The sequence below is a fragment of the Pseudomonas sp. TNT2022 ID1044 genome (genome assembly GCF_028656895.1).
Lineage (GTDB): Bacteria > Pseudomonadota > Gammaproteobacteria > Pseudomonadales > Pseudomonadaceae > Aquipseudomonas > Aquipseudomonas reinekei.
In genome coordinates, this window is sequence record NZ_JAMDHB010000028.1 from 16674 (window position 1) to 41201 (window position 24528).

The following is a 24528-nucleotide window of genomic DNA, read 5'->3' on the forward strand; positions in this document are numbered from 1 at the left end:
CAATCATGCCGTGCGGCGCAGTATCAGCAGATGGCGTTGGCCTTGGCAACCGGGTACGGCCAGGGCGTGTTCGCTATCGAGGTGGAAGTCTGCCGGCAATGCTACCAGCTCATCGGCGGGATGAACGCCCTTCATTGCCAGCCAGCGTGTATCGGTATCGCCCAGGTGGCGAGTCCAGTTGGTGAAGTTCTCCATGCTGCTGAAGGCCCGGGAGATGATCCCGTTGAAAGGCTGTGCAGGCTGGAAGGTTTCCACGCGACTGTGGATAACTTGCAGGTTATCCAGTTTGAGTTCGAGTTTGACCTGGGTCAGGAAGCGGGTTTTCTTGCCGTTGCTGTCCAGGCAGGTCACTTGCGACTCCGGAAACAGGATAGCCAACGGGATGCCAGGCATGCCGCCGCCGCTGCCGACATCCAGCCAACGTCCATTTTCGATGAACGACATCACACTCAGGCTATCGAGCAAATGCCGGGAAACCATTTCATCGGGATCACGCACGGCGGTCAGGTTGTAGGCCTTGTTCCATTTGATCAACAGGGCCAGGTAACCCAGCAGCTGCGCATGCTGGGATTCTGTCAGCGTGACACCAAGCTGGCGGGCACCTGTGGATAACTCATCTGCGTGTTGCGAAGTGACCAACGAACTCAAGCGCTTTGCTCCAACTGACGGCCCGCGCCGCGTTTTTTCAAATGAATCATCAACAGCGAAATGGCTGCCGGCGTAACCCCCGGGATACGCGACGCCTGGCCCAATGTCTCTGGACGGGTCGCACCGAGCTTGCTCTGGATCTCCTTGGAGAGACCGGAAATGTTGGTGTAATCGATATCCACAGGTAGTTTCGTGTCTTCACTTGCGCGCAGACGGGCAATTTCATCCTGTTGACGATCGATGTAGCCGGCGTACTTGGTCTTGATTTCCACCTGTTCGGCGACCTGTGGATCTTCTGCGCCACCGCCAGTGACTGAGATCAGACCAGCGTAGTCGATTTCCGGACGGCTCAAGAGGTTGAGCAAGTTGTATTCGTGAGTCAGCGGCGTGCCGAATTTTTCGGCAATCGCATCGCCCTGCTCGGTGCCCGGGCGTACCCAAGTGCTTTTCAGACGCTGTTCTTCCAGCTCGATGCTTTCGCGTTTTTTGCAGAAAGCCGCCCAGCGCAAGTCATCCACCAGACCCAGTTCGCGACCTTTTTCGGTCAAGCGCAGGTCGGCGTTGTCTTCGCGCAGGATCAAACGGTATTCGGCACGGGACGTGAACATCCGGTACGGCTCTTGGGTACCCAAGGTAATCAGGTCGTCTACCAACACCCCGATATACGCTTCATCGCGACGCGGACACCAGGCGTCTTTGCCCTGTGCACGCAGCGCGGCGTTGGTTCCGGCCAGCAAACCCTGAGCGCCGGCTTCTTCGTAACCAGTGGTGCCGTTGATTTGCCCGGCGAAGAACAGACCGCCGATGACTTTGGTTTCCAGACTGTATTTCAGGTCACGCGGGTCGAAATAGTCATACTCGATGGCGTAGCCCGGACGCACGATGTGTGCGTTTTCCATGCCGCGGATCGATTGCACGATCTGCAATTGCACGTCGAACGGCAAGCTTGTGGATATCCCGTTCGGATACAGCTCATGGGTGGTCAAACCTTCGGGTTCGATAAACACCTGATGGCTTTCCTTGTCGGCGAAGCGATGGATCTTGTCTTCGATCGACGGGCAATAACGCGGGCCGATGCCTTCGATCTCACCGGCAGCGGAATACATCGGCGAACGGTCGAGGTTCGCGGCAATGATTTCGTGGGTGCGGGCATTCGTGTGGGTAATCCAGCAACTGACCTGCTGTGGATGTTGTTCCTTGCTGCCCATGAACGACATCACCGGAATCGGTGTATCGCCCGGTTGTTCGGCCATCACCGAGAAATCCACAGACCGGCCGTCGATACGCGGCGGAGTACCGGTTTTCAAACGACCGACACGCAATGGCAGTTCACGCAGACGGTGAGCCAGAGCGATGGAGGGTGGATCACCGGCACGACCGCCGGAAAAATTCTGCAAACCGATGTGGATAAGTCCACCGAGGAACGTTCCGGTGGTCAACACCACAGAGTCGGCGAAGAAACGCAGGCCCATTTGGGTGACAACACCACGGACTTGTTCCTGCTCGACGATCAGATCGTCAGCGGCCTGTTGAAATATCCACAGGTTCGGCTGGTTTTCCAGGATTTCGCGGACAGCCGCCTTGTACAGAACCCGGTCTGCCTGAGCACGGGTTGCGCGCACGGCCGGGCCTTTACGGCTGTTCAACACGCGAAACTGGATGCCGCCTTTATCGGTAGCCATGGCCATCGCGCCGCCGAGGGCATCGATTTCCTTGACCAGGTGGCTTTTGCCAATCCCGCCAATGGCCGGGTTGCAACTCATGGCACCGAGGGTTTCCACGTTATGCGTCAGCAACAGGGTTTTGACCCCCATACGTGCTGAGGCCAGTGCTGCCTCGGTACCGGCATGACCGCCGCCGATGACGATCACTTCAAAACGGGAAGGGAAATCCACCACGCACCTCGTGCCTGCTTAAGTAGGTAATTCAGGAATAGTTTGAGCTCAGGTTTTTGGACCTGGTCGACAAGTATAGGGACTTCGCCCTTCCTAAAGAACCCTTTGAACAAAATTTAACCAGCTGTGGAGAAGTCGAGGTTATAGAAATTAAAAAGAGAGAAATTTATTAAATCTTTGTTTTTATGTTTATTTCTACTGAACGACATTTCTGTGGATAGATTGCTACAGGCCTTTATTATCAATATGTACAGAGATTCAAAACCCTGTGATCATGTGCCACGGAGACCCTTGGATAAACGGTGTAAGCCTGTGGATTAAAGTGCTGGTTATCCACAGAGGGGTTTATCTGCAGTTTTCAGGCCCTGTTATCAACTGCCCTTAGGCGCGGTTATTCACAGGGCTTAATCCACAGAAATCTGCCTCTACGAGCAAATCGCGGACACACAAATGCCGCTCAAGCAGAAAGAATCCGCTCAGCACTCGGTGATGTTCAGGAAAAAGAAACAACAGACAGGCACGAACGGCCTGTCTGTGGACAACGAGAGGGGTTATTTACCGATGCAGAAACTGGAAAAGATGCGACCCAACAGGTCATCGGAACTGAACGCGCCGGTGATTTCCCCGAGTGACTGCTGTGCCTGACGCAAATCTTCGGCGAGCAGCTCACCAGCACCGGCCAATGTCAGCTGCGCGCGGCCGTGTTCGAGCGCGGCACTGGCATGACCCAGCGCCTCAAGATGCCGTCGACGGGCACTGAAACTGCTTTCTGACGTCTGCTCATAACCCATGCAAGCCTTGAGGTGATCGCGTAGCAGATCCAGGCCTTCGCCGGCGGATTTCGCACTGAGGCTGATGGTGACATGTCCATCCTCACTGACCTCCAGTGCAATGGCTTCACCGGTCAGATCTGCCTTGTTGCGGATCAGGGTTACCTTCGCCGGGTCAGGACGGGTTTCGAGGAACTCCGGCCACAAAGCGAAGGGATCGAGCGCTTCAGGAGCAGTGGCGTCCACCACCAACAGCACGCGATCGGCCTCGCCAATGGCTTTCAAAGCGCGTTCGACGCCGATCTTTTCCACATGATCGTCGGTATCTCGCAAACCCGCGGTGTCGACCACGTGTAGCGGCATGCCATCGATGTGGATATGTTCGCGAAGCACGTCTCGGGTGGTCCCGGCGATCTCGGTCACGATTGCTGCTTCGCGACCTGCCAGCGCATTGAGCAAGCTGGACTTGCCGGCGTTCGGACGGCCGGCAATCACCACCGTCATTCCATCGCGCAACAGCGCACCCTGTCCGGCCTCTCGCATCACGGTGGATAACTCGTCGCGCGCTTTATCGAGCATGGTCAAGACATGGCCATCGGCGAGGAAGTCGATTTCCTCTTCCGGGAAGTCGATCGCGGCTTCGACATAAATCCGCAGACCAATCAGTTGCTCGGTGAGGTTATGCACACGCGTGGAAAATGCACCTTGCAAAGAACGCAGGGCATTTCGGGCAGCCTGTGCAGAACTGGCTTCAATCAAGTCAGCGATGGCTTCGGCCTGCGCCAGGTCGAGTTTGTCGTTGAGGAATGCGCGCTCGCTGAATTCTCCTGGTCGGGCCAGTCGGCAGCCCAGTTCCAGGCAACGCTGGAGCAACATATCCAGAACAATCGGCCCGCCATGTCCCTGCAGTTCCAGGACATCTTCACCGGTAAACGAATTCGGTCCCGGAAAATACAGGGCGATTCCCTGGTCCAGTACCTCGTCGTTTTCACTTAGAAACGGGCCGTAATGAGCGAATCGCGGCTTAAGATCGCGACCGCAGAAGGCCTTGGCAGCTGCTCCCGCCAACGGCCCGGAAATACGAACGATGCCAACCCCACCACGACCTTGAGCGGTGGCGACGGCGGCGATGGTTTCACGCGAAGCGTTCATAAACCGGTATCCAGACAAAAGTGACAGATAGCAAAACGCCCCACTAGGGGGCGTTTTGAGTGGTTATCCACAGAGTAAGTTACGCCTCGGCTTTTTTGGTAGCCGCTTCGATCTTACGCGTGATGTACCACTGTTGGGCGATGGACAACACGTTGTTCACAACCCAGTACAGAACCAGGCCCGCCGGGAACCACAGGAAGAAGAAGGTGAAGATGATTGGCATCATTTTCATGACCTTCGCCTGCATCGGATCCGGAGGCGTCGGGTTCAACTGCTGCTGGATGAACATGGTTGCGCCCATGATGATCGGCAGAATGAAGAACGGATCCTTGATCGACAGGTCAGTAATCCACAGCATGAACGGCGCCTGGCGCATTTCAACGCTTTCCAGCAGAACCCAGTACAACGACAGGAAAACCGGCATCTGCACGAGGATTGGCAAGCAACCACCCAGCGGATTGATCTTCTCTTTCTTGTACAGCTCCATCATGGCTTGCGACATTTTCTGCCGGTCGTCGCCATGTTGCTCTTTCAGCGCGGCCAGTTTCGGTGCCACTGCACGCATGCGCGCCATGGATTTGTAGCTGGCAGCCGACAGTGGGAAGAAAATCCCTTTGATCAGCATGGTCAGGAAGATGATCGACCAGCCCCAGTTACCGACCAGCGCGTGGATATGTTGCAGCAGCCAGAAGATTGGTTGAGCGATGAACCACAGAATGCCGTAGTCGACAGTCAGTTCCAGGCCTGGGGACAACTCTTTCAGCACAGCCTGGCTTTTCGGACCGGCGTACAGAATGGCGCTGGTTTCAGCTTTGGCACCCGGTGCAACGGTCAGCGAAGGACCGGTGTAGCCGATGATGTAGTTGCCTTTGCTGTCTTTACGGGTCTGGACGATGTTGTTTTCGCCCTTCGCCGGAATCCACGCAGTCACGAAGTAGTGTTGCAACCATGCAACCCAACCGCCGGTGACGGTTTCTTTCAGCTGCGCCTTGTCCATGTCCTTCATGGACACTTTCTTGTACGGCTCGGAACTTGTCCACAGGGCGGCGCCCAGGTAAGTCGCAGTGCCGGTGGCTGTGCTGGAAGACGGATCGGAGCTGGCGTCACGCTTCAGTTGCGCGAACATTGCGCCGGACCAAGGCTGTGCACTCTGGTTGTCGATCAGGTAGGAAACGGTTACGTCGTACAGGCCGCGTTTCAGGGTGAAACGCTTGATGTAGTTGACGCCGTCCTTGCTGAACTTCAGGTCTACGACCAATTGGTCCTGACCATCAGCCAGTTGATAAATCTTCTTCTCGGCGGAGTAAACCGGACGACCGGCAGGACTTGCGTCCGGACCGTTGCTGCCGATCAGGCCGCTTTGTGCCAGATAAGTCCGTTCGTTGCCGTTATCGAACAGCTGGAAAGGAATTTCCGGATGGTCCTGGCGACGTGGATACAGCGGCAATTTCAGCTGCGCAACATCACCACCTTGTGGGTCGACAGCCAGATCGAGCACATCCGTTTTGATCTGGATGAGATCGGTACTTGCGGCTACCGGAGTTTCGGCAGGGGCGCTGGTATCGTTTGCGGCGTGCGGAATGTCGTCACTGACGGACGCTTTATTGCCAGTTGCCGTATCCGGGAGGCCCGGTGCGGTAGTACTGGAAGCAACATTCTGAGTCGGCAGGGCAGCCTGGCCATAGTCCTGGTTCCATTTAAGAACCATAACGTAGGACACGATTGCCAGGGCGACGATCAGGATCGTGCGTTTGATATCCATGATTACTCGGCCATCGAAGAAGAACGGGAGGTAGGGATAGGTGGAACCGGGTCATAACCACCGGGATTCCACGGATGACAGCGACCTAAACGACGAAAGGTCAGCCAGCCACCGCGAAGAAGGCCATGATTTTCAATGGCTTCTAACGCGTAGCAGGAACAACTGGGGTAGAAACGACAGTGACTGGCCATCAGGGGACTAATGGCATAGCGATAAAACTGGATCGGAACGAGTGCCAGTTTACGCATCTGGACTGTCTACCCCTACAGTTTCGGTTTTGACTGCTGGTACCGGCGTGCTGCGTGCCAGACGCTTCCAGAGTTTGCCGAAATGCTGAATCAATTCGGGGTTTTCTACGTCACCTAAACCTTTGCGCGCGACGATAACGATGTCCCATCCGACCAGTAGATCCTGGTTCAGGCGAAACGATTCGCGCATCAGACGTTTGAGGCGATTGCGCTCGACGGAGAGCTTTACGCTCTTTTTCCCGATAACCAGCCCGAGACGGGGGTGATCGAGATCGTTGTTGCGCGCAAGGAGCAGGAGATTTTTCCCCGGAACCTTGCCGGTAGGGGAGTCAAAGACTGCCTTGAAATGCCGGGGAGTAAGCAGACGCTTTTCCCGACTGAAGTCCTGACTCACCTCCAGTGCCGGATTATCAAACTGCCAGACGCGCACGACCTTTGGCGCGACGACGCGACAGGACGGCACGACCGTTCTTGGTAGCCATGCGAGCACGGAAACCGTGGGTACGAGCGCGTTTGATAGTGCTTGGTTGGAAAGTACGTTTCATTGTCGTGTTACCTGGTTCGTCCACAACGGGCCGGAATGGCCCCCGTTTTAAGAGACCGGGGATTCTAGAGAAAGCAAGCCTCTAGGTCAATTTCCAACCAACGTTTCCTTATAAATAGATCTCGGGAGCTTTGGTCGGTACCGATCCAGCGCTAAACATAAAAATAAAGAAGGAGAGTATTTAAAGCTTTTCTGTAAAGCTTATAAAAGCTTAGGCAGCGATTATCTGTGGATAACTACGTTAAGGCCTTGTTATCCGTGGTGTACAGAGAATGACAACTACAGTGGAAAACCGTGTTCAGCCTGTGCCGTGCTGTCGGATAACCTGTGCGTGAAAGTGCTATTTATCCACAGGCGTGTTACCCACAGAGTTTCACCCCCACTTGTGCAACGAGCTTAGACCCTGTTATCCACAGAGCTTATGCACAGACCATTGGTCGTCTTTTTTGCGTATAAATCGTTGATTCTTCTTGTTCGATGGACCACCTACGTGTGGATAAGTCGGCGTCTGGTCGCTACAATGGCCGCTTGTTTTTGCCTCACCGGCTTTCAACTTAGGGGATATCCGTGTCAGTGGAACTTTGGCAGCAGTGCGTGGAGCTTCTGCGCGATGAGCTGCCTGCCCAACAATTCAACACTTGGATCCGTCCACTACAGGTCGAAGCCGAAGGCGACGAGTTGCGTGTCTATGCGCCCAATCGGTTTGTCCTGGACTGGGTCAACGAGAAATACCTCGGTCGCGTGATGGAGCTGCTGGACGAGCACGGCAATGGCATGGCGCCCGCGCTTTCCTTATTAATAGGCAGCAAACGTAGTTCGGCGCCGCGTGCAGCACCGAATGCTCCGCTAGCCGCAGCTGCGTCCCAGGCTCAGGCCGCGTCCGCACCTGTCAGCGCACCGCCCCCGGCTCCAGCGCCAGCCAAGCGTGCAACGCAAAAAGTCGCCGAAGTCACCGAGGAAGAACCTTCCCGTGACAGCTTCGACCCGATGGCCGGCGCCAGTTCGCAACAGGCACCGGTTCGCTCCGAACAACGCACCGTGCAGGTTGAAGGCGCGCTCAAGCACACCAGCTACCTGAACCGTACCTTCACCTTCGAAAACTTCGTTGAAGGTAAGTCCAACCAATTGGCCCGGGCTGCAGCCTGGCAGGTGGCGGATAATCCTAAACACGGTTACAACCCGTTGTTCCTTTATGGCGGCGTTGGTCTGGGTAAAACCCACTTGATGCATGCTGTGGGTAACCATCTATTAAAGAAGAACCCGAATGCCAAGGTTGTGTACCTGCATTCCGAGCGCTTCGTGGCGGACATGGTCAAGGCTCTGCAGCTGAACGCGATCAACGAGTTCAAGCGTTTCTACCGTTCGGTGGATGCTTTGCTGATCGATGACATTCAATTCTTCGCCCGCAAAGAGCGTTCCCAGGAAGAGTTCTTCCACACCTTCAACGCCCTGCTTGAAGGTGGCCAGCAGGTCATTCTCACCAGTGACCGCTACCCGAAAGAAATCGAGGGCCTTGAAGAGCGCCTGAAATCCCGCTTCGGCTGGGGCCTGACGGTTGCCGTCGAGCCGCCGGAGCTGGAAACCCGTGTGGCGATCTTGATGAAGAAGGCCGACCAGGCCAAAGTCGAACTGCCTCACGATGCCGCGTTCTTCATTGCCCAGCGCATTCGCTCCAACGTCCGCGAGCTGGAAGGTGCGCTGAAACGCGTGATCGCTCACTCGCACTTCATGGGGCGCGATATCACCATCGAGTTGATTCGCGAATCCCTGAAGGACCTGTTGGCGCTCCAGGACAAACTGGTCTCTGTGGATAACATTCAGCGCACCGTCGCCGAGTATTACAAGATCAAGATTTCCGATTTGCTGTCCAAACGCCGTTCGCGTTCGGTCGCCCGTCCGCGTCAGGTTGCCATGGCGTTGTCCAAGGAACTGACTAACCACAGCCTGCCGGAAATCGGCGATGTGTTTGGCGGACGTGACCACACGACGGTTTTGCACGCCTGCCGCAAGATCAATGAACTTAAGGAATCCGACGCGGACATCCGCGAGGACTACAAGAACCTGCTGCGTACACTGACCACTTGATGAACACCAGCGCAGCTTATTAAGGCAAGGGACTAGACCATGCATTTCACCATTCAACGCGAAGCCCTGTTGAAACCCCTGCAACTGGTCGCAGGCGTCGTCGAACGCCGACAGACCTTGCCGGTGCTCTCCAACGTGCTGTTGGTTGTCGAAGGCCAGCAACTGTCGCTGACCGGTACTGACCTGGAAGTCGAGCTGGTCGGTCGTGTTCAACTCGAAGAGCCTGCTGAAACCGGCTCCATCACTGTGCCTGCGCGCAAGCTGATGGATATCTGCAAAAGCCTGCCGAACGATGCGTTGATCGACATCAAGGTTGACGAGCAGAAGCTCGTGGTGAAGGCCGGGCGCAGCCGCTTCACGCTGTCGACTCTGCCAGCCAACGATTTCCCGACTGTTGAAGAAGGCCCGGGCTCGCTGACCTGCAGCCTGGAGCAAAGCAAGCTGCGTCGCCTGATCGAGCGCACCAGTTTCGCCATGGCTCAACAGGACGTGCGTTACTACCTCAATGGCATGCTGCTGGAAGTGTCGGCCGGCATCATTCGCGCCGTGGCCACTGACGGTCACCGTCTGGCGATGTGCTCGATGCAGGCCGATATCGGGCAACCGGACCGCCACCAGGTCATCGTGCCGCGCAAAGGTATTCTTGAGCTTGCACGTTTGCTGACCGAGCCGGACGGCATCGTCAGCATCGTACTGGGTCAGCATCACATTCGTGCCACCACCGGCGAGTTCACGTTCACCTCGAAACTGGTCGACGGTAAATTCCCGGATTACGAGCGTGTTCTGCCAAAAGGCGGCGACAAGCTGGTACTCGGTGACCGTCAGGCACTGCGCGAAGCGTTCAGCCGTACTGCGATTCTGTCCAACGAGAAGTACCGCGGTATCCGTCTGCAACTGGCAAACGGTCAGCTGAAAATCCAGGCGAATAACCCGGAGCAGGAAGAAGCGGAAGAAGAAGTGGGCGTTGAGTACAACGGCGGCTCCCTGGAAATCGGCTTCAACGTGAGCTATTTGCTCGACGTGCTGGGCGTGATGACCACCGAGCAGGTTCGTCTGATCCTGTCCGACTCCAACAGCAGTGCGCTGGTGCAAGAGTCCGACAATGACGATTCGGCTTACGTCGTCATGCCGATGCGTCTGTAATCATGCTCAGCAGAAGCTAGATGTCCTTAAGTCGCGTCTCGGTCACCGCGGTGCGCAATCTGCACCCGGTGACCTTCTCCCCCTCCCCCCGAATCAATATTCTTTACGGCGCCAACGGCAGCGGCAAAACCAGTGTTCTGGAAGCCATTCACCTGCTGGGGCTTGCCCGTTCGTTTCGTAGCACCCGGCTGTTACCGGTCATTCAGTATGAGCAACTGGCGTGCACAGTATTCGGACAGGTCGAACTTGCCGAGGGTGGGCAGAGCGCATTAGGTATCTCCCGTGATCGTCAGGGTGAGTTCCAGATCCGCATCGATGGCCAGAACGCGCGTAGCGCTGCGCAGTTGGCCGAGATACTGCCGCTGCAGTTGATCAACCCGGACAGCTTTCGTCTGCTTGAAGGGGCACCGAAGATTCGCCGGCAGTTTCTGGACTGGGGTGTGTTCCACGTGGAACCCCGATTCATGTCGACATGGCAGCGCTTGCAGAAGGCTCTGCGTCAGAGAAACTCCTGGCTGCGGCATGGTACACTTGACGCCGTTTCGCAGGCGGTTTGGGACAGGGAACTGTGTCAGGCCAGCGCTGAAATCGATGAATACCGCCGCGCCTACATCAAAGCCTTAAAACCAGTCTTTGAACAGACCTTGAGCGAATTGGTTGAGCTTGAGGGCTTAACGCTCAGCTATTACCGAGGCTGGGACAAAGACCGTGAGTTGAGCGCAGTGCTTGCCGGGTCCTTGCAGCGGGACCAGCAAATGGGTCATACCCAGGCCGGACCACAACGCGCTGATTTGCGCCTCAGATTGGGCGCTCATAATGCCGCGGACATCTTGTCTCGTGGACAGCAGAAGTTGGTGGTCTGTGCTTTGCGGATTGCTCAAGGGCACTTGGTGAGCCAGGCACGACGCGGTCAGTGTATTTATCTGGTGGATGACTTGCCGTCCGAACTGGACGAGCAGCACCGCCGTGCGCTTTGCCGCTTGCTGGAAGACTTACGCTGCCAGGTGTTCATCACCTGTGTAGATCACGAATTATTGAGGGAAGGCTGGCAGACGGAAACGCCAGTCGCTCTGTTCCACGTGGAACAGGGCCGTATCACCCAGACCCACGACCATCGGGAGTGAAGGCATTGAGCGAAGAAAATACGTACGACTCAACGAGCATTAAAGTGCTGAAAGGCCTGGATGCCGTACGCAAACGTCCCGGTATGTACATTGGCGACACCGACGATGGTAGCGGCCTGCACCACATGGTGTTCGAGGTGGTCGACAACTCGATCGACGAAGCTCTCGCCGGCCACTGCGACGACATCAGCATCATCATCCATCCGGATGAATCCATAACCGTTCGCGACAACGGCCGTGGCATCCCGGTAGACGTGCACAAAGAAGAGGGCGTTTCCGCAGCCGAGGTCATCATGACCGTGCTGCACGCCGGCGGTAAGTTCGACGATAACTCCTACAAAGTTTCCGGCGGTCTGCACGGTGTAGGTGTTTCGGTAGTGAACGCCCTGTCCGAACAGCTGGTTCTGACTGTCCGTCGTAGCGGCAAGATCTGGGAACAGACTTACGTTCACGGTGTTCCGCAAGAGCCGATGAAAATCGTTGGCGACAGCGAAACCACTGGCACCCAGATTCACTTCAAGGCCTCCAGCGAAACCTTCAAGAACATCCACTTCAGCTGGGACATCCTGGCCAAGCGGATCCGTGAACTGTCCTTCCTCAACTCCGGTGTCGGCATCGTCCTCAAGGATGAGCGCAGCGGCAAGGAAGAGTTGTTCAAGTATGAGGGCGGCTTGCGTGCATTCGTTGAATACCTGAACACCAACAAGACGCCGGTCAACCAGGTGTTCCACTTCAACATCCAGCGTGAAGATGGCATCGGCGTGGAAATCGCCTTGCAGTGGAACGACAGCTTCAACGAGAACCTGTTGTGCTTCACCAACAACATTCCACAGCGCGATGGCGGTACTCACCTGGTGGGTTTCCGTTCCGCACTGACGCGTAACCTGAACACCTATATCGAAGCTGAAGGCCTGGCGAAGAAGCACAAAGTCGCCACCACCGGTGACGATGCCCGTGAAGGCCTGACCGCGATCATTTCGGTAAAAGTGCCGGATCCGAAGTTCAGCTCCCAGACCAAAGACAAGCTGGTTTCTTCCGAAGTGAAGACCGCGGTCGAACAGGAAATGGGCAAGTACTTCTCCGACTTCCTGCTGGAAAACCCGAACGAAGCCAAGCTGGTGGTCGGCAAGATGATCGACGCCGCCCGTGCCCGTGAAGCGGCGCGCAAGGCCCGTGAGATGACCCGTCGTAAAGGCGCGTTGGACATCGCAGGCCTGCCGGGCAAACTGGCGGACTGCCAGGAAAAAGACCCTGCCCTGTCCGAACTGTACCTCGTGGAAGGTGACTCTGCTGGCGGCTCCGCCAAGCAGGGGCGTAACCGTAAGACTCAGGCCATTTTGCCCCTCAAAGGTAAAATCCTGAACGTCGAAAAAGCACGCTTCGACAAGATGATCTCTTCCCAGGAAGTCGGCACCTTGATCACCGCGCTGGGCTGCGGCATCGGCCGCGAAGAGTACAACATCGACAAGCTGCGTTATCACAACATCATCATCATGACCGATGCTGACGTCGACGGTTCGCACATCCGTACCCTGCTGCTGACCTTCTTCTTCCGTCAGCTGCCGGAGCTGATCGAGCGTGGCTACATCTACATCGCTCAGCCGCCACTGTACAAAGTGAAGAAAGGCAAGCAAGAGCAATACATCAAAGACGACGACGCCATGGAAGAGTACATGACGCAGTCGGCCCTGGAAGATGCGAGCCTGCACCTGAACGAGGAAGCCCCGGGTATCTCCGGTGAAGCCCTTGAGCGTCTGGTGAATGACTTCCGTCTGGTGATGAAGACACTCAAGCGTCTGTCGCGCCTGTACCCACAGGAACTGACCGAGCACTTCATCTACCTGCCGGCCGTGAGCCTGGAGCAGTTGTCCGATCACGCAGCGATGCAGGATTGGCTGGCTCAGTACGAAGTGCGTCTGCGCACCGTCGAGAAGTCGGGCCTGGTCTACAAGGCCAGCCTGCGTGAAGACCGTGAACGTAACGTCTGGCTGCCAGAGGTCGAGCTGATCTCCCATGGCCTGTCGAACTACGTCACCTTCAACCGCGACTTCTTCGGCAGCAACGACTACAAAACTGTCGTATCCCTCGGCGCTCAACTGAGCACTCTGCTGGACGACGGCGCGTACATCCAGCGTGGCGAGCGCAAGAAGCAGGTCACCGAGTTCAAGGAAGCCCTTGAGTGGTTGATGGCGGAAAGCACCAAGCGCCATACCATCCAGCGATACAAAGGTCTGGGTGAAATGAACCCGGATCAGCTGTGGGAAACCACCATGGACCCGGGCTCGCGCCGCATGCTGAAAGTGACCATCGAAGACGCCATTGGCGCGGACCAGATCTTCAACACCCTGATGGGTGATGCGGTCGAACCCCGTCGTGACTTCATCGAAAGCAACGCCCTGGCGGTTTCCAACCTGGACTTCTGACACCCGGTCGACGCCAAAAAAAGCCAACGCATCTGCGTTGGCTTTTTTATTACCTGCCATTTACTCGCTCACCGGCGCCACGCTCTCCAACCGATACCCATACCCATAAATCGTCAGCAGTTGCCAACCACGATCAGCCGTCAGGCCAAGTTTGTTACGCAGGCGGTAGATGTGGGTGTCCAGTGGGCGCGATGACGACATTTCTTCATGGGGCCAGAATCGCTCGTACAGATAGTCCCGCGACAACGGTCGGCCGAGGTTGCTGAACAGGCAGTGTGCCAGGCGGTACTCGCGCTCGGTCATGACGATCGGTTTGCCGTCGCGAGTGACGGTCAGTTCGGCATCGTCGAATACCAGGTCGTTGAAGCTCAAGGCGTCTGAGGCTGCACGTTGTTGGCTGTGCCGGCGCAGCACTGCGCCCACCCGGGCTTTCAGTTCGTTGGGGCGAAACGGTTTGCTGACGTAGTCGTCGGCGCCGGTATTCAGGGCCTGGACGATATCATTTTCGCCGTCTCGGCTGGTGAGCATGATCGCGGCCGGTGGTGCGTCCATGTGTTCACGGCTCCAACGCAGCACCTCCAGGCCGCTGAGATCAGGGAGTTGCCAATCGAGGATCAGCAGGTCGAATGTTTCCCGGCGCAGTTGTCGCAGCAGGTCTTCCCCGCGCTCGAAACTGTGCAGCGACCAGGGTTGCTCGCCGGCGTCCGCCATCTGCTGCAGGGTTTGTTCGACCCGGCGCAGTTCGGCGGGCTCATCGTCCAATATCGCAACACGCATACGCGGTGGTTCCTTTACCAGGCAGTTAAAGGAAGCGGCCGCCATCGGACGGCGTCCGCTATGATTCTTGGGTCTACGTCTGCAGATCGGAGATCTATGAAACCATTCACGCTGCCCTGCCCTTATTCCCATGAATAGCCCACTCCGTCAGGAAAGCCGTGAGCCGAGCCAGGTTGAGCGATTATTTCGGCAATTGGTGCGCGAGTGGTTGTGGATCAGTCTAGTGCTCCTGCCGCTGACTGCACTGCTGTCCTATCGACTTCAGATGAATCTGAACGACGCATCGCCTGGCTTAAGCGCGTTGCTGTCGGTGGCCCTGGTGGCCTGTGTTCTCGGGCTGCTGTTGTGGCGTCCGCGCCTGGCGCTCTGGCTGACGTTAAGTGGCATGTTGTGTGCCCTTTTGACGAGCGCCGGCCTCGCAGAGCTCAGAAAATGGTGGTCACCGACACCTGCGCTGCTGAGCATGCTGTTAGCGTATTTGATCTGGAACTGGCGGCGGCTCAGCGTGGTGCTGACGTATTTTGGCTGGGAGCTGGCGCGACTGGACAGCGAACCGAAAGTGTTTCCGGAGCGTCGGCGTGCTCACTTCCCGAGCGGGGATCGCTTGCAGAAGCAGGTCATGGCGCTTGAGCAGGCCATGAGTCGGACGCGAGATACCCACCGTTTCATCGCCGACGGGCTCGAGTATCTGCCTGTAGCCACCTTGATCAGTGACCCCCACGGGCAGATTTTGCTCAGTAACCGCAAGGCCCGGGATCTGTTTGGTGGCAGTTTGGTGGGGGATGGTGTGCTTGAACAATTGGTGAGGCTCGGTTACCCGGGTGTGCACCCTGCTCCGGGCTCGCCTCTATCCACACTGCCGTTGCTGGAGTTCCGTGACGCAAGAGAACGCAGCCTGCGCCTGGAACGCGCTGAGTTGATACCGGCAGACGGCGAAACCCCGGCCGGCTGGCTTTGGAGCCTGACGGACCTGAGTATTGAACGCGACGCGCAAGAGCAGCGGGCAGTCATGTTGCGCTTTCTCTCCCATGATTTGCGGGCACCGCACTCGGCCATTCTTGCGCTGCTCGATGTGCATCGCCATCAAGTGGGCGGTGACGCGCAGCTCTTCAATCAAATCGAGCTTCAGGTGCGCAGGGCTTTGGACCTGACGGACGGCTTTGTGCAACTGGCAAAAGCTGAGTCTGATGCGTATCACTTTCAACCCAGCCTGTTTGCGATGCTGGTGCTGGATGTGTTCGATCAGGCACTGCCCCTTGCGCAACACAAGCAGATCCAACTGGTGCACGAAGTGGAGGATGAGGCTCAGGAAAGCTTGCTGATGGCGGACCAGGCTTTGTTGACCCGGGCGCTGTTCAATCTGCTGGAGAACGCGATCAAATACAGTGCTGCGGGCACTCGTGTCAGTTTGCGCGTCAGGCACAGTGGCGACTGGCTGACCTGTGAGCTCACCGATCAAGGCAAAGGCATTGCCGCCGAAGAATTGCCAGAGCTATTCAGCCAGTATCGACGTTTCTCTTCTGCCCAAGGGATCGACGGCGTGGGTCTGGGTTTGTCGATGGTGAAAGCGGTGGTGGATCGCCATGGGGGGCGAATTGAATGCACCAGCGTGGTCGGCATAGGTACCTGTTTCCGCCTCGATTTTCCTTTGCTTGAAGAGTGAATCCCGGATGTTTTCGCGAGCATAAAAAAACCGGCTATATCAGCCGGTTTTTTTGCGCCCGTAAAAAACTTATGCACGGTTTTATGGTTTTTATCATTTTATGAAATATGTAATTAAATCATGAGGTTATTAAGATTTAACGACGCTTTTCAGCGAAACGGTACACAGCTTATCCACAGAATCTCAGACAGCCACCGAGTCCGTGGTAACCGGCGCTTTCGGAGCCGGCGGCAGCGAGCCCATATCGCGCTGCATTTGCTCGTTCCAGGCTTGAACCCGATCGTTCAAATCAGCAATGGCTCGCGGCCCGCTGCCTTCGGCGTACATCGGTTCGCCAATGATCACAGTAATCACGCCGGGCCTCTTCGCCCAACCGGTTTTCGGCCAGAACTTGCCGGCATTGTGCGCAATCGGCAGCACCGGCAGGTCGGCGTTGACCGCTAATGCAGTCCCACCCCGTGAAAACTTTCCGATAGTGCCATAAGGAACGCGTGTGCCTTCAGGGAAGATCAATACCCAGACGTTGTCCTTGAGCAGCTCGTCGCCCTTCTTGGCGACATGCTTGAGGGCGGCTTTCGGGTTGTCGCGGTCGATGGCGATTGGCCGCAGCATGGCCATCGCCCAACCGAAAAAAGGCACATAAAGCAATTCACGCTTGAGCACCTGGCTCAGCGGTGAGAAATAGGCGGAGAGAAAAAACGTCTCCCAGGTGCTTTGATGGTTCGACTGGATCACGCAGGGACGATCCGGGACGTTGTGCTCGCCCTTCACTTCGTAGCGAATGCCCAGGAACACTTTGCTCAGCCACAAGGCGCAGCGGCACCAATAGACGTTGATGAAACGATAGCGCGCCTTGAACGGGAGAAAGGGCGCGATAAAAAAACTCAGGCTGCACCACAGCAGTGAGCTGGTGCCCAGCAGCAGGTAAAAGAGAAAGGTCCTGATGGCCTGCAATATCGACATGGTGACGTTTACCGTTGCGGGCAGCACCCGCCTGTATAAAGCGCACTCCTGATCAATCCTTTATCAGGAAATATCAGAAGCACTCTAATTGTGGATAAGTTCTGCGGCAATCGCCGCCAGATCGTCAAAAATCAATGTGCCAACCGGAAGGGTTTTACCCAAAGTCTTTTCGCCTTTCCCGGTCTTTACCAAAACTGGCTGTGAATCGACGGCTTTGGCGGCTTCCAGGTCACCGAGACTATCGCCGACGAACCAGAGATTGGTCAGCGATACGTTGTAATGTGCGGCGATGCTTTTCAGCATCCCGGGTTTTGGCTTGCGGCAATCGCAACCTTCGTCCGGCCCGTGCGGGCAATAGACGATCAGGCCGACTTCACCGCCCTGCTCTGCCACCAGCGAGCGCAGGCGCTCGTGCATGGCATCCAGGGTGGCGATGTCGTAATAGCCGCGAGCGATGCCCGACTGGTTGGTAGCGACCGCTACCGTCCAGCCGGCCTTGCTCAACTGCGCGATGGCTTCGATCGAACCGGGAAGTGGAATCCACTCCTCCACCGACTTGATGTAAGCGTCGGAGTCGTAATTGATCACTCCGTCGCGATCGAGAATCAGCAGTTTCAACAGCAGCCCCTCAGCCCAGCAGCGAAATGTCGGCGACGCCGAGGAACAGACCACGCAGGCGCGCCAGCAACGCATAACGGTTGGCACGAACGTTGGCATCTTCAGCGTTGACCATCACCGCCTCGAAGAACGCATCCACCGGCTCGCGCAACGCCGCCAGGCGTGCCAGCGATTCGCTGTACTGACGAGCGGCAGCCATCGGCTGAACGGCCTGGTCTGCCTGCTGGATCGCCGAGTACAGGGAGAACTCGTTGGCGTTGTCGAAGTACTTGGCTTCTACCACGGTAGGAACGGAACCTTCGACCTTGCTCAGCAGGTTCGATACACGCTTGTTCACGGCGGCCAGGGCAGCGGCTTCCGGCAATTGGCGGAAGGCCTGTACCGCTTGCACGCGCTGATCGAAGTCCAGCGCCGAACCCGGTTTCAGGGCACGTACCGACAGGTAGGTCGCGACATCGACACCTTCGTCTTCGTAACGCGCACGCAGACGATCGAAGATGAACTCCAGCACCGAATCGTTCAGGCCGGCAGCCTTGACCTTGGCACCGAACGCGGTCACGGCGAAAGCCACGGCGTCGTTCAGGTCCAGATCGAGTTTTTTCTCGATCAGGATACGCAGCACGCCCAGCGCAGCACGGCGCAGTGCGTAGGGGTCTTTGCTGCCGGTTGGCAGCATGCCGATACCGAAAATACCCACCAGCGTGTCGAGCTTGTCGGCGATGGCCACGGCCGCACCGGTCAGGGTGGACGGCAATTCAGCGCCGGCACCGCGCGGCATGTACTGCTCGTTCAGCGCCAGTGCAACGTCTTGCGGCTCGCCATCGTTGAGGGCGTAGTAGTAACCGGCGACGCCTTGCATCTCCGGGAACTCGCCGACCATTTCGGTCGCCAGGTCACACTTGGACAGCAGGCCTGCACGGGCAGCCCACGAAGCGTTGCCGCCGATACGTGCCGCGATGTACGCGGCCAGTTTGGAAACACGTTCGGCCTTGTCGTAGACGCTGCCGAGTTTTTCCTGGAACACCACGTTCTGCAGGCGCAGGTTGAAGTCTTCGAGTTTTTGCTTCTTGTCTTGCTTGAAGAAAAACTCGGCGTCGGTCAGGCGTGGGCGAACCACTTTCTCGTTACCGGCGATGATCTGCTGCGGGTCCTTGCTTTCGATGTTGGCCACGGTAATGAAACGTGGCAGCAACTTGCCGTCGGCATCCAGCAGGCAGAAGTACTTCTGATTGTCCTGCATGGTGGTGATCAGCGCTTCTTGTGGCACATCGAGGAAGCGTTCTTCGAACGAGCACACCAGCGGCACCGGCCATTCGACCAGCGCGGTCACTTCGTCGAGCAGGTCAGGTGGCACGATCGCGGTGCCTTCCTGACGGGTCGCCAGTTCTTCGGTGCGCTTGCTGATGATCTCGCGACGCTCGTTGGCATCGGCCAATACATAAGCGGCACGCAGGTCGGCCAGGTAACTGGACGGGGAACCAATGCGCACGTTTTCCGGGTGATGGAAGCGGTGACCACGGGAATCGCGGCCGGACTTCTGGGCGAGGATGGTGCAGTCGATGACCTGGTCACCGAGCAGCATCACCAGCCATTGGGTCGGACGCACGAATTCTTCCTTGCGCGCGCCCCAACGCATGCGTTTCGGGATCGGCAAGTCGTTCAGCGAATCTTCGACGATGGTCGGCAACAGGCTGGCGGTCGGCTTGCCGGCGATGCTTTGGCTGTAGCGCAGTTTCGGGCCGCTCTGATCGATTTCGCTCAGGTCGACGCCGCACTTCTTGGCAAAGCCCAGTGCCGCTTGAGTCGGGTTGCCTTCGGCATCGAACGCGGCCTGACGTGGCGGACCATCGAGGTTGATGCTGCGATCCGGCTGCTGGGTGGCCAGTGCGGTAATCAGCACGGCCAGGCGGCGCGGGGCGGCATAAACGGTTTTGGTCTCGTAGTTCAGGCCGGCAGCTTGCAGGCCCTTGTCGATACCGGCGAGGAACGCCTCGGCCAGGGTGTTCAGGGCCTTGGGTGGCAGTTCTTCAGTGCCCAGTTCAACCAGAAAATCCAGAGCACTCATTGTGCAGCCTCCAGCTTGGCCAGTACTTCGTCACGCAGGTCCGGGGTCGCCATCGGGAAGCCCAGCTTGGCGCGAGCCAGCAGGTAGGCTTGCGCGACGGAACGCGCCAGGGTGCGTACACGCAGGATGTATTGCTGACGCGCGGTCACGGAAATTGCCCGGCGTGCATCCAGCAGGTTGAAGGTGTGGGATGCCTTCAACACCATTTCGTAGCTCGGCAACGGCAGCGGCTGATCGAGTTCGATCAGGCGCTTGGCTTCGCTTTCGTAGAAATCGAACAGTTCGAACAGCTTGTCGACGTTGGCGTGTTCGAAGTTGTAGGTGGACTGCTCCACTTCGTTCTGGTGGAACACGTCGCCGTAGGTCACTTTGCCGAACGGTCCGTCAGCCCAGACCAGATCGTAGACCGAGTCCACGCCTTGCAGGTACATGGCCAGACGCTCAAGACCGTAGGTGATCTCGCCGGTCACCGGGTAGCACTCGATGCCGCCCGCTTGCTGGAAGTAAGTGAACTGCGTCACTTCCATGCCGTTGAGCCAGACTTCCCAGCCCAGACCCCAGGCGCCGAGGGTCGGCGATTCCCAGTTGTCTTCGACGAAACGGATGTCGTGGACCAGCGGGTCCAGGCCGACGTGCTTGAGGGAGCCCAGGTACAGTTCCTGGAAGTTGTCCGGGTTCGGCTTCAGCACTACCTGGAACTGGTAGTAGTGCTGCAGACGGTTCGGGTTTTCGCCGTAGCGGCCGTCAGTCGGGCGACGGCTTGGCTGCACGTAGGCGGCGTTCCAGGTTTCCGGGCCAATGGCGCGCAGGAATGTTGCGGTGTGGAAAGTGCCGGCGCCTACTTCCATATCGTAGGGCTGAAGTACCACACAACCTTGCTCGGCCCAGTATTGCTGGAGGGCGAGGATCAAGTCTTGGAAGGTACGCACGGCTGGCGTAGGCTGGCTCACGAAATTCACCTGTTTCTTGGGCTGCGATTTAAAGAGCGGGAGTATACCCGATTCATTGCTGCGCACGCCCCCTGGAGCCTTATGCCACGCTGCTTTTGGTGTTCTGAAGATCCGCTGTACATGGCTTATCACGATCAGGAGTGGGGCACGCCGCTACGCGATGCGCAGGGTTTGTTCGAGTTGCTTTTGCTCGAAGGGTTCCAGGCCGGCCTTTCCTGGATCACTGTGCTGCGCAAACGCGAGCATTATCGGCAGGTCATGTTCGGTTTTGACGTGCAGCGCGTGGCGCAGATGAGCGATGCGGAAATCGATGAGTTGATGCTTGATCCCGGGATCATCCGCAACCGCCTCAAACTTAACGCGGCCCGGCGCAATGCCCAGGCTTGGCTGGCCCTTGAAGATCCGGTGGCGTTTCTCTGGTCTTTCGTCGGTGGCAAACCGGTGATCAATCATTTCAAGGATCGCAGCGAAGTGCCGGCCATCACACCCCAGGCAGTGGAGATGAGCAAAGGCCTGAAAAAGGCCGGTTTCACGTTCGTCGGCCCGACCATTTGCTACGCCTTGATGCAGGCCAGCGGCATGGTCATGGACCACACACGGGATTGCGATCGCTACGCGATGCTGGCGAACGGCGGTTAGAATGTCCGCCTCGCGCACAGCACAAGATCAGGAGTGACCTGTGGATAAGTTTAAAGGCGCCTTGCTGGTAGGCGCTCTGCGGTTGTTTGCCCTGCTTCCGTGGCGGGCCGTGCAGGCCGTGGGCTCGGCAATTGGCTGGGTCATGTGGAAAACCCCGAACCGCTCCCGCGACGTCGTGCGGATCAACCTCGCCAAGTGCTTTCCGGACATGGACCCCGCCGAACGTGAGCGTCTGGTCGGCCAGAGCCTGAAGGACATCGGCAAATCCCTGACCGAAAGCGCCTGCGCCTGGATCTGGCCGGCCCAGCGCTCCATTGATCTGGTGCGTGAAGTCGAAGGCCTTGATGTGTTGAAGGACGCACTGGCCTCGGGCAAAGGCGTGGTCGGCATCACCAGCCACCTGGGCAACTGGGAAGTGCTCAACCACTTCTATTGCAGCCAGTGCAAACCGATTATTTTTTACCGCCCGCCAAAATTGAAGGCTGTGGATGAGTTGCTGCAAAAGCAGCGAGTGCAATTGGGCAACAAGGTCGCCGCTTCCACCAAGGAAGGCATCCTCAGTGTGATCAAGGAAGTGCGCAGAGGTGGTGCAGTGGGCATTCCCGCTGACCCGGAACCGGCCGAATCCGCCGGGATTTTCGTGCCGTTCTTCGCCACGCAGGCGCTGACCAGCAAGTTTGTGCCGAACATGCTCGCGGGTGGCAAAGCGGTTGGCGTGTTCTTGCATGCCCTGCGGTTGCCGGACGGTTCGGGGTATAAAGTGATCCTCGAAGCGGCACCGGAGGCCATGTATAGCACCGATACCGAGACTTCCTGCGCCGCAATGAGCCAGGTGGTCGAGCGCTATGTGCGGGCGTATCCAAGCCAGTACATGTGGAGCATGAAGCGCTTCAAGAAGCGTCCGCCGGGCGAAGAACGCTGGTACTGAGTTGATTGGCATGATCTGTGGATAACCCAGGGACCGGGGTTATCCACAACCGTTCAAGAAAGGGCGCAGAAGATGTCCGAACACCGCAAATCGTTTCGCATCAAGATCAGCCACCACAGCTTTGGCGAATGCCTGGGCCAGACGCGTAACCTGTCGACGACAGGCGTCTACGTCATGCATCCAGGCTTGTCAGCGTTGCCAAAGGGCGCGGTGGTGTACGGACAGGTGCAGGACTTACCCACAGGTGCGCCGCGCGTGCGCATGGAAGTGGTTTTGGTGGATGCCGAAGGCATCGGTTTGCGCTACCTCTGACTAACGGGCCTGACGCTCGAGCTTTTTCAGAAACACCGTCATTTCCTTTTCTGCCTGCTTGTCGCCATGGGCGCGCGCGGCTTCCAGGCCCTGTTCCCACGCCTGACGTGCAGCCGCGAAATCCTCCAGCCCCAGATGGGCCTTGCCCAGCAGCTTCCAGGCCGCCGAATACTTCGGATCGAATTCGACGCAACGCTGGAAATGCTCGGCGGCCTTGGCGTTTTCCCCAAGGTCCAGATAACCCTTGCCCAGCCCGAAGCGCAGCAATGAGTTATCCACACCCTTGGCGAGCATTTTTTCCAGGGATTCGATCACAGGAACGTTTCCAGGTCAGTGTCGTTTTCGAAATCGCATCGCCAGCAAGCCGGCTCCTACAGGTTTTGCGCGCTTATCTGTAGGAGCTGGCTTGCCAGCGATGGCGGTCTAAAGCATTCAGAAAAAGCTCAGTCCTACATGGAACAGCTTCTCCACATCGCGTATATGCTTTTTATCCACAAGGAACAAAATCACATGGTCACCGGTTTCGATCACGGTGTCGTCGTGGGCGATGATCACTTCTTCGTCGCGGATGATCGCGCCGATGGTGGTGCCCGGTGGCAAACCGATGTTTTCGATGGCTTTGCCGATCACCTTGCTCGATTTGGCATCGCCATGGGCAATGGCCTCGATGGCTTCCGCCGCGCCCCGGCGCAGTGAGTGCACGCTGACGATGTCGCCGCGTCGGACGTGGGCCAGCAAGGTGCCGATGGTCGCCAGTTGCGGGCTGATGGCGATGTCGATATCGCCGCCCTGGATCAGGTCGACATAGGCCGGGTTGTTGATGATGGTCATCACCTTCTTCGCCCCCAGACGCTTGGCCAGCAGCGACGACATGATGTTGGCTTCGTCGTCGTTGGTCAGGGCCAGGAACAGGTCGGCGTCGGCGATGTTTTCTTCCATCAGCAGGTCACGGTCGGAAGCACTGCCCTGCAACACCACAGTGCTGTCCAGAGTGTCGGAGAGATGGCGGCAGCGCGCCGGATTCATCTCAATGATCTTCACCTGATAACGGCTTTCGATGGCCTCGGCCAGACGCTCGCCAATCTGGCCGCCGCCCGCGATGACGATGCGCTTGTACGTCTCGTCGAGTCGGCGCATTTCGCTCATCACCGCGCGGATATTCGCTTTGGCGGCGATGAAAAATACCTCATCATCGGCCTCGATCACCGTATCGCCCTGGGGCAGGATCGGTCGGTCACGACGGAAAATCGCGGCCACGCGGGTTTCGACGTTCGGCATGTGTTCACGCAGCTGGCGCAATTGCTGGCCCACCAACGGACCGCCGTAGTAAGCCCGCACCGCCACCAGTTGCGCCTTGCCTTCGGCGAAGTCGATCACCTGCAGGGCGCCGGGGTGCTGGATCAGGCGTTTGATGTAGTTGGTGACCACTTGCTCCGGGCTGATCAGCACATCCACCGGAATCGCTTCGTTCTGGAACAGCTGCTCTTCGCGGGTCAGGTACGCGGCTTCGCGCACCCGGGCGATTTTGGTCGGCGTGTGGAACAGGGTGTGGGCGACCTGGCAGGCGACCATGTTGGTTTCATCGCTGTTGGTCACCGCGACCAGCATGTCCGCATCATCGGCCCCTGCCTGACGCAATACGGTCGGGAACGAACCGCGGCCCTGGACGGTGCGGATGTCCAGTCGGTCGCCGAGGTCGCGCAGACGCTCACCGTCAGTGTCGACCACGGTGATGTCGTTCGCCTCGCTGGCCAAGTGTTCCGCCAGCGACCCGCCGACCTGTCCTGCGCCGAGGATGATGATTTTCATCCAGTCACTC

General features: G+C 57.6%; 22 protein-coding genes. 8 read left to right on the forward strand and 14 right to left on the reverse strand.

Annotated features, from left to right (window positions below; all coding sequences use genetic code 11):
* Positions 1-3: 3 nt before the first annotated feature.
* From rsmG to rpmH, 7 genes are all read right to left on the reverse strand, one after another.
* Positions 4-648 (reverse strand): 16S rRNA (guanine(527)-N(7))-methyltransferase RsmG, encoded by a 645-nt coding sequence (rsmG, locus tag M5G20_RS27470; protein WP_273921777.1) that lies wholly within the window; start codon positions 646-648, stop codon positions 4-6.
* Positions 645-2543, reverse strand: coding sequence for a tRNA uridine-5-carboxymethylaminomethyl(34) synthesis enzyme MnmG (mnmG, locus tag M5G20_RS27475; RefSeq protein WP_273921778.1), 1899 nt, complete (start codon positions 2541-2543; stop codon positions 645-647). The genes rsmG and mnmG overlap by 4 nt, the downstream gene beginning before the upstream one ends.
* Positions 2544-3094: 551 nt before the next feature.
* Positions 3095-4465, reverse strand: coding sequence for a tRNA uridine-5-carboxymethylaminomethyl(34) synthesis GTPase MnmE (gene mnmE, locus M5G20_RS27480; protein WP_273921779.1), 1371 nt, complete (start codon positions 4463-4465; stop codon positions 3095-3097).
* Between the two features lie 79 nt (positions 4466-4544).
* Positions 4545-6227, reverse strand: a complete 1683-nt coding sequence (yidC, locus tag M5G20_RS27485; protein ID WP_273921780.1) for a membrane protein insertase YidC — start codon at positions 6225-6227, stop codon at positions 4545-4547.
* Positions 6228-6229: 2 nt separating this feature from the next.
* Positions 6230-6475, reverse strand: a complete 246-nt coding sequence (yidD, locus tag M5G20_RS27490) for a membrane protein insertion efficiency factor YidD (RefSeq protein WP_010207715.1) — start codon at positions 6473-6475, stop codon at positions 6230-6232.
* Positions 6468-6869 carry a ribonuclease P protein component gene (rnpA, locus tag M5G20_RS27495; RefSeq protein ID WP_197677877.1) on the reverse strand — a complete coding sequence of 134 codons (402 nt, stop codon included), beginning with the start codon at positions 6867-6869 and terminating at the stop codon, positions 6468-6470. Before rnpA ends, yidD begins: the two co-directional genes overlap by 8 nt.
* A 16-nt stretch (positions 6870-6885) precedes the next feature.
* The gene (gene rpmH / locus M5G20_RS27500; RefSeq protein ID WP_003213577.1) at positions 6886-7020 is read right to left on the reverse strand and encodes a 50S ribosomal protein L34; all 135 of its coding nucleotides are present in this window, start codon (positions 7018-7020) and stop codon (positions 6886-6888) included.
* A gap of 566 nt (positions 7021-7586) precedes the next feature.
* On the opposite strand from rpmH, the gene dnaA reads away from it, so the two are divergent.
* From dnaA to gyrB, 4 genes are read left to right on the forward strand one after another with little or no spacing between them, the layout of a single operon-like run.
* Positions 7587-9104, forward strand: a complete 1518-nt coding sequence (dnaA, locus tag M5G20_RS27505; RefSeq protein WP_273921781.1) for a chromosomal replication initiator protein DnaA — start codon at positions 7587-7589, stop codon at positions 9102-9104.
* A 39-nt stretch (positions 9105-9143) separates the two neighbouring features.
* On the forward strand, positions 9144-10247 hold the full coding sequence (gene dnaN / locus M5G20_RS27510; RefSeq protein WP_075946944.1) for a DNA polymerase III subunit beta: 1104 nt from the start codon (positions 9144-9146) through the stop codon (positions 10245-10247).
* 20 nt (positions 10248-10267) lie between these two features.
* Positions 10268-11371: a DNA replication/repair protein RecF gene (gene recF / locus M5G20_RS27515; protein WP_150702283.1), complete on the forward strand. Its 1104-nt coding sequence runs from the start codon at positions 10268-10270 to the stop codon at positions 11369-11371.
* A gap of 5 nt (positions 11372-11376) precedes the next feature.
* Positions 11377-13794: a DNA topoisomerase (ATP-hydrolyzing) subunit B gene (gene gyrB / locus M5G20_RS27520; RefSeq protein WP_056854376.1), complete on the forward strand. Its 2418-nt coding sequence runs from the start codon at positions 11377-11379 to the stop codon at positions 13792-13794.
* Positions 13795-13854: 60 nt separating this feature from the next.
* Here the strand turns inward: gyrB and M5G20_RS27525 are convergent, their stop codons facing one another.
* Positions 13855-14571 (reverse strand): response regulator transcription factor, encoded by a 717-nt coding sequence (locus M5G20_RS27525; RefSeq protein WP_273921782.1) that lies wholly within the window; start codon positions 14569-14571, stop codon positions 13855-13857.
* Positions 14572-14701: 130 nt separating this feature from the next.
* Between M5G20_RS27525 and M5G20_RS27530 the strand changes: the two genes are divergently transcribed.
* Positions 14702-16234, forward strand: a complete 1533-nt coding sequence (locus M5G20_RS27530) for a sensor histidine kinase (protein ID WP_273921783.1) — start codon at positions 14702-14704, stop codon at positions 16232-16234.
* 183 nt (positions 16235-16417) lie between these two features.
* On the opposite strand, the gene M5G20_RS27535 is transcribed toward M5G20_RS27530, so the two are convergent.
* The 4 genes from M5G20_RS27535 to glyQ form a co-directional block, all read right to left on the reverse strand.
* Positions 16418-17197: a lysophospholipid acyltransferase family protein gene (locus M5G20_RS27535; protein WP_273921784.1), complete on the reverse strand. Its 780-nt coding sequence runs from the start codon at positions 17195-17197 to the stop codon at positions 16418-16420.
* Between the two features lie 84 nt (positions 17198-17281).
* Positions 17282-17821 carry a D-glycero-beta-D-manno-heptose 1,7-bisphosphate 7-phosphatase gene (gene gmhB / locus M5G20_RS27540; protein WP_191635240.1) on the reverse strand — a complete coding sequence of 180 codons (540 nt, stop codon included), beginning with the start codon at positions 17819-17821 and terminating at the stop codon, positions 17282-17284.
* A gap of 4 nt (positions 17822-17825) precedes the next feature.
* Positions 17826-19880: a glycine--tRNA ligase subunit beta gene (gene glyS, locus M5G20_RS27545; protein ID WP_150733947.1), complete on the reverse strand. Its 2055-nt coding sequence runs from the start codon at positions 19878-19880 to the stop codon at positions 17826-17828.
* The gene (gene glyQ / locus M5G20_RS27550) at positions 19877-20830 is read right to left on the reverse strand and encodes a glycine--tRNA ligase subunit alpha (protein ID WP_003187265.1); all 954 of its coding nucleotides are present in this window, start codon (positions 20828-20830) and stop codon (positions 19877-19879) included. The genes glyS and glyQ overlap by 4 nt, the downstream gene beginning before the upstream one ends.
* An 81-nt stretch (positions 20831-20911) precedes the next feature.
* Here glyQ and tag point away from each other — a divergent pair, with 81 nt between their 5' ends.
* The 3 genes from tag (at position 20912) to M5G20_RS27565 (ending at position 22709) form a co-directional block, all read left to right on the forward strand.
* Complete coding sequence (gene tag, locus M5G20_RS27555) at positions 20912-21469, forward strand: DNA-3-methyladenine glycosylase I (RefSeq protein ID WP_273921785.1); 558 nt, start codon at positions 20912-20914, stop codon at positions 21467-21469.
* Positions 21470-21509: 40 nt separating this feature from the next.
* Positions 21510-22397 carry a lysophospholipid acyltransferase gene (locus M5G20_RS27560; protein WP_273921786.1) on the forward strand — a complete coding sequence of 296 codons (888 nt, stop codon included), beginning with the start codon at positions 21510-21512 and terminating at the stop codon, positions 22395-22397.
* Positions 22398-22469: 72 nt separating this feature from the next.
* Positions 22470-22709 carry a PilZ domain-containing protein gene (locus M5G20_RS27565; RefSeq protein ID WP_075946936.1) on the forward strand — a complete coding sequence of 80 codons (240 nt, stop codon included), beginning with the start codon at positions 22470-22472 and terminating at the stop codon, positions 22707-22709.
* Here M5G20_RS27565 and M5G20_RS27570 read toward each other — a convergent pair whose 3' ends face one another.
* Entirely contained in the window at positions 22710-23003 is a 294-nt protein-coding gene (locus M5G20_RS27570) for a tetratricopeptide repeat protein (RefSeq protein WP_191635241.1), read from the reverse strand.
* Between the two features lie 138 nt (positions 23004-23141).
* On the reverse strand, positions 23142-24518 hold the full coding sequence (trkA, locus tag M5G20_RS27575; RefSeq protein WP_075946934.1) for a Trk system potassium transporter TrkA: 1377 nt from the start codon (positions 24516-24518) through the stop codon (positions 23142-23144).
* Between the last annotated feature and the right edge of the window lie 10 nt (positions 24519-24528).